Consider the following 5940-nt stretch of genomic DNA (forward strand, 5'->3'; position numbering starts at 1 on the left):
CTCCCGGGGCGGGGCCCCGCGGCACGGCGGGGGTCGGCGCCGGAGAGCGGAAGCCCGTCCGCGGGCGCCCGGACCGTCCCCGTGCTGATGTACCACGCCATCGCCGAGCATCCGGCGCGGCCGGTCCGCGCGCTCTCCGTCGCGCCCCGCGCGTTCAGGGACCAGATGGCCCTGCTCGCGGACCACGGCTTCACCCCGCTCACCACCCGTGAGCTGGGCGACGCCTGGCGGACCGGCAGCCCGCTGCCGCCCCGCCCGGTCGTGCTCACCTTCGACGACGGGTACGCGGGCGTGCACACCCACGCCCTCGCCGCCCTGGCCGAGCACCGCTTCCACGCCAGCCTCTTCGTCTCCACCGGCTGGCTGCCGGGCCCGCACCACACCGGCGGGGAGCTGGACACCATGCTGACCTGGGAGCAGGTGCGCGAACTGGCGGACGCGGGGATGGAGATCGGCGGACACAGCCATACGCACCCCCAGCTGGACCAGCTCCCGGACGCCACGCTGCAGTACGAGATCGCGCACTGCCGCGACCTCATCGCGGCCGAGACCGGCACCGTCCCCGTGTCGTTCGCCTACCCGTTCGGGTACTCCAGCTCCCGGGTGCGCCGGGCCGTGCGGGACAGCGGCTACGGTCTGGCGCTCGCCGTCAACAACGCGCTGGCCCACACCCGGCAGAGCCCGTACGCGCTGACGCGGCTGACCGTGCGGCGCGGCACGGACCTGGCGGAGTTCACCCGGCTGATCGAGGGCCAGGCGCTCGGCCGCAGCTTCGCCCGCGACCGCGCGCTGGGCAAGGGCTACGCCGTCGTCCGGCGCGCCAGACAGGCGTACCGGACCGCACTGAACGGAACCGACGCCAGAGGATCGCGCACCCCGTGACGGACACCACCACCTCGGCAGGGACAGCCACCGGCCAGTCAGGACAGCGGCCCCCCGGCGACGGCGGTGTCAGCGCTCCGGCCGAGGGCGGCGGGCGCGGAGGCAGCCAGCTCTTCCGCAATGCCTACGCACTGATGCTGAACACCGGCATCTCCGCCGTCCTCGGCCTCGGCTACTGGGTCGTCGCGGCCCGCTACTACACGGATGACGCGGTGGGCCAGGGTTCGGCCGCCATCGCCGCGATGAAGTTCCTGGCGGGCCTGACGGCGGTCACCCTGATGGGTGCGCTGGCCCGCTTCATCCCGGTGGCGGGCCGGACCACGGGGCGGCTCATCTTCCGTACATACGCGGCGAGTTCCGCCGTGGTGGCGTGCGCGGCTGTGGTGTTCCTGCTGACGCTGGACTGGTGGGGCCCCTCGTACCGCTTTCTGCACGGCGCGCTGCCGGGCGCCGGGTTCGTGCTGGTCGTGGTCGCCTGGTCGCTGCTGACGCTCCAGGACGGCGTGCTGACGGGGCTGCGCAGCGCGAAGTGGGTCCCGGTCGGCAACACCGTGTTCTCGACGGTGAAGCTGGTGCTGCTGGTGGTGCTCGCCGCCGCGGTCCCCACCAGCGGGGTGTTCGTCTCCTGGGGGCTGGCCATCGGGCTGTCCACCATCCCGCTGGGCTGGCTGGTCTTCCGGCGGCTGGTGCCCCGTCATATGGCGGCGACCCAGGAGACCGCGCGCCCGGCCGGCTACCGCGAGATGGGCCGCTTCCTGGCCGGCGACTACACGGGCGCGCTGTTCTCGCTCGCCGTGGTCTACCTCGTGCCCGTGATCGTCGCCGCGCAGGTCAGCTCGGCGGACAACGCGTACTTCTACATCACCGCCACCATCGGCGGCACCGTCAACCTCCTCGCCATCAACATGGGCGCCTCGCTCACCGTCGAGGGCTCGCACACTCCGGAGCGGCTCGCGGACAACTGCCGCGCGGCGCTGCGCCGGATGACCCGGATCATGCTGCCGGTGTGCGGCGGGCTGTTCCTGCTGGCACCGCAGATCCTCGGCGTCTTCGGCGACGGGTACGCCGAGGCGGCGACGCCGCTGCTGCGGCTCTACGCGGTGGGCGCCGTGCTCCGCGTCGTCATCGAGACGTACTACGCGGTGCTGCGGGCGCAGAGCCGCACCTCGGGACTCGCCTACCTCCAGGGGCTGCTGTGCGTGCTGGTGCTGGGGCTGACCGTCGCGCTGCTGCCGTCGCTGGGCCTGACGGGCGCGGGCATCGCCGAGGCGGGCAGCCTCACGGTGGTGGCCGTGATCGCCGGATGGAAGCTGCGCGGGGTGCTCAGGAGCAGCCCGCCGGGGCGTGGCGACGGGACGGGGCACCAGGTCCCGCCGGACGGCGACCTGTCGGACCTGGCGGCGCACGGCGACCAGTCCGCGCCGGGCTGGGCGCACGCCTGCGCGGCGGACGCGCCGACGCTGCAGCTGCGGGCCGACATCGAGCACCTGGAGCGGCATCCGAGCCCGGCCCGCCATGAGCGCCCCGAAGGGGCGCGGGGAGCTGCGCGACCGGCCACAGCGGACCCGCAGCCCGCGGCGAACAGCGGGCCACGGCACCTGACCGGCGCCGTCGGGCTCTGGGCGCTCCTCGCCCTCGCGACAGCGCTCTACTGGCTGCCGCTGGCCCGCGTGGGCGAGGCCGAGCTGGCGGACATGGGCGGGCTCGGGCTCGTCTCCGTGCTGCCCCCTGGCACCCTGCTCGGCGCGGCCGGGCTGGTCGCCGTCTTCGCGGGCGCGCTGTGGACGCGGCGCCAACACCGCGCGCTGCTCACCGCCGCGCTGCTGGTCACGGTCGTCTCGCTGCATGCCGTCCCGGCCGTGCTGGAGGGCCCGCCGCGGTTCGCGACCGCGTGGGAGCACCTGGGCTTTCTGGACCACCTCGCCCGTACCGGCACCGCGGCGCCCGAGCTCGACGCGCGCTGGAGCTGGCCGGGCTTCTTCGCGGGAGCGGCGTTCCTCGTACAGGCGTGCGGGGTGGACGATCTGACGGGCCTGATCCGGTGGTGGCCCACCCTGATCCAGCTCGCCTACCTCGCACCGCTCGCGCTGCTGCTGCGGGCGGTGCGCGCGGGCTGGCGGGCGAAGTGGTGCGCCGCGTGGTTCTTCGCCCTGGCGGGCTGGGTCGGCCAGGACTACTTCTCCCCGCAGGGCTTCACCTTCCTCTTCTACCTCCTCTTCGTCGCCCTGCTGCTGGTGTGGTTCCGGGAGCCGCGCGTCCTGCGCGGCGGCCGGGAGCCGGGCGAGTCCGACCCGCCGGACGGCGCACCGCGGGGCGAGCGCGGGGTGCTGCTCGGGGTGCTGCTGGCGCTGTTCCTCGCCTCGGTCGCGGGCCACCAGCTCACGCCGTTCGTGATGCTGGGCGTGCTGACCGGCCTGATCCTGGTGCGCCGCTGCGTGCTCCACGGGCTGCCGCTGCTGTGCGGGGTGCTGCTCGCGGTGTGGATCGGCTATCTGGCCGAGCCGTACTGGTCGGGGCACTTCGACGAGCTGTTCGGCGGGGTCGGCGGGGTGGGCGGCAATGTGTCGTCCTCCGTCTCCGGGCGCATCGAGGGCGGCAGCGAGACGCACAAGCTGGTGCTGTACGCGCGGGTCGGGCTGGCGGGCGGCACGCTCGCGCTGGCCGCCTTCGGGCTGCTGCGGAGGCTGCGCGGGGGGATCTCGGACCGGGCGCTGGTCGTCCTGACGGCGCTGCCGTTCCTCGCGTTCGGCGCCCAGTCGTACGGCGGTGAGATCGCCCTGCGGGTCTTCCTGTTCGCCGCTCCCGGCGCCTGTGTGCTCGCGGCGCTCGGCCTCTTCCCGCGCCCGCACGCGCGCCGCCCGCACTGGCTCGCGGGCGCCGCCACGCTGCTGATCGGGCTGACGCTGATGGGGGGCTTCCTGGTGGCCCGCTGGGGCAACGAGCCCTTCGAGCGGGTGCGGGAGGGCGAGGTCGCGGCCATGGAGTACGTCTACGCGCACGACAGGCCCAGCGCCCGCGTGCTGTGGCCCAGCAGCGACCCGGTCAACAACGTCACCCCGGCGATGCCCTGGGGGGCCCGCGACATGGCCCGCGTCGCCTACGTGCCGACCCGCGCCCCGCTCTCCGCGCGCGAGGCCCCGGCGCTGGTCGAGGCGCTCCGGGAGGCGGGGCCCCACTCCTATCTGATGCTGAACGAGGGCCAGTCCACCTCGCTCCACTTCGACGCGGGGTACCCGGAGGACTGGCGGCAGCGGATGATCGCGGCGCTGGACGTGCGCCCGGAGCTGCGGAAGGTCGTGGCGAACGAGGACGCGGCGGTGTACGAGCTGCGGGTGCGCTCCAGAGCCGCGGCCGATCCCCCCGATCCCGGCCCTGCGGGGCCGCGCGTCACCTGGACGTCGTGGTCCGTGACGGGCGGGCTGGCGGCCCTCGTGCTGCTCGTCCTGCTGACCGCCCGGGAGGCCGTGCGGGTGGTGGGGCGTCCGGGAGAGCGGAAACTGACGTGGCTGCAGAGCACGTTCTGGTTCAGCCTGCCGCTGGTGCTGCTGTTGGCGGCCTCGCTGGTCCAGCGGTTCGTCACAATGTCCTGAGCCGGTGTCCCTTGCGGGGAGGGGGCGCCCCTTCGGGGCGCCCCCGGTGGGCGGAGAGCGCGGGGTCAGCGCTTGAGCCAGCGGACCTCGTAGGGGGCCATGTCGAACGTACGGCCGTCGATCTTCGCCTCGATGCCGCGTGCCAGGGTGTTGACCACCAGTACGGCGTCGTCGTCGGCCAGGACCCGCACGTTCGGCGCGTCGTCCTCCGCGATCCGCACCCGCTCGAACCGCGTCCCCGGCGGGAACTCCCGTGCGAAGCGCGTCAGCAGCCGCATCATCGGCAGCGGCTCGCCGCCGTCCGCCAGCCGGGTGTTGCGCCACAGGCACCCCGCGCACGCCGCACGGCTGTTCTGCGGGTTCCAGTAGAAGGCCGTCGCGGTCCGGCCGCGGGCCAGCGCGATGAGCGCGCCGGCGTGCACCGCCACGCGGTGCGGCTCGCTCCAGCCGTCCCGCTCGTCGCGCTCGTCGCCGACCTCGACGTACCACTCGGCCCACCACACCGGCAGGCCCGTCTCCCGTCCCACCCAGCGGGTCACGGCGGTCAGCTTGTCGGTCGCCCGGAACTCGTCCGGCAGCAGCCGGTCGTCCATCGTGTAGCTGGAGCCGTCGACGACGGCGAAGTCGGCGCCCTTCCTGTGCTCGCTCCAGTAGGAGACGGCATCCAGCGCGCGCTGGTCCAGCGCGCCCCAGGGGCCGCGGACCCGGGAGGCGTTGTCACTGGCCTTGCCGACGCTGTCCATCACGACATACGGGCCGCCGACCAGATTGTCCTTGCCGGCCTTCTTCAACTCGGTGTACACGAGGTTGTAGAGGCGGGTGTAGCCCTCGTAGTCCCAGCGGCGGGCGGTGTCGTCGTAGAAGCCCTTCATCTCGTTCCAGACGATGAAGTGCCGCACGTCGGGGTAGCGGCGGGCGACCGTGCCCGCCAGTTTCGCGAAGTCCGCGAAGTGCCGGGGCGCGGGCGCCTCCTCCAGCCTGGACCAGTCGGTGGAGCCGGCCTTCCCGCCGCTCTTCATCCAGTCCGGCGCGCAGCACAGGGTGATGACGGGAGTGGCGCCGCTCTTGCGCATGAACGCGACACGCCGGTCCAGCGCCTCGAAGTCGTACTGCCCGGGGGACGGCTCGGGGTTGTCGGCGCCCCAGCCCATGATGTGCTGGTTCTGCGGGAGCCGGGCGGCCGACAGCAGCCGGGCCGCGCGGTCCCTGGCGCCCCGCTTCCCCTCGTCCGCGCTGTTCTGTGTGTGGGTGAAGCCCCAGCCCAGCTCGGTGCTCGGGCTGCCGCTCCGCGGCCGCGGGTCGCCGTAGACCCCCGGGCCGCCGTCCCCGTCGCCGCCGTCGCCCCACGGCGGGAGGCCGACGAAGGCGAGAAGCAGCGCCAGCACCGTCGCACCGATCCCGAACAGGCCGGCCTTCCGCCGCCGCACGACGTTCATCGCACCCCGTCCCCCACTGTGCAGCCCCATGC

At 74.0% G+C, this 5940-nt stretch carries 3 protein-coding genes; 2 read left to right on the forward strand and 1 reads right to left on the reverse strand.

Annotated elements, in window-relative coordinates:
* Positions 1–87 precede the first annotated feature (87 nt).
* Positions 88–882, forward strand: a complete 795-nt coding sequence (locus G5C65_RS29470) for a polysaccharide deacetylase family protein (RefSeq protein ID WP_165302098.1) — start codon at positions 88–90, stop codon at positions 880–882.
* Entirely contained in the window at positions 879–4472 is a 3594-nt protein-coding gene (locus G5C65_RS29475) for a lipopolysaccharide biosynthesis protein (RefSeq protein WP_420903372.1), read from the forward strand. The genes G5C65_RS29470 and G5C65_RS29475 overlap by 4 nt, the downstream gene beginning before the upstream one ends.
* Positions 4473–4537: 65 nt before the next feature.
* Here the strand turns inward: G5C65_RS29475 and G5C65_RS29480 are convergent, their stop codons facing one another.
* Complete coding sequence (locus G5C65_RS29480) at positions 4538–5938, reverse strand: glycoside hydrolase family protein (protein WP_241266145.1); 1401 nt, start codon at positions 5936–5938, stop codon at positions 4538–4540.
* Positions 5939–5940: the final 2 nt, after the last annotated feature.

The sequence above is a fragment of the Streptomyces boncukensis genome (assembly GCF_011045075.1).
GTDB lineage: Bacteria > Actinomycetota > Actinomycetes > Streptomycetales > Streptomycetaceae > Streptomyces > Streptomyces boncukensis.

Excerpts from the sequence above, each read along its gene's own strand:
- G5C65_RS29480 (WP_241266145.1), bottom strand. The coding sequence starts at position 5,938 with ATGGGGCTGCACAGTGGGGGACGGGGTGCGATGAACGTCGTGCGGCGG.
- G5C65_RS29470 (WP_165302098.1), top strand. The coding sequence starts at position 88 with ATGTACCACGCCATCGCCGAGCATCCGGCGCGGCCGGTCCGCGCGCTC.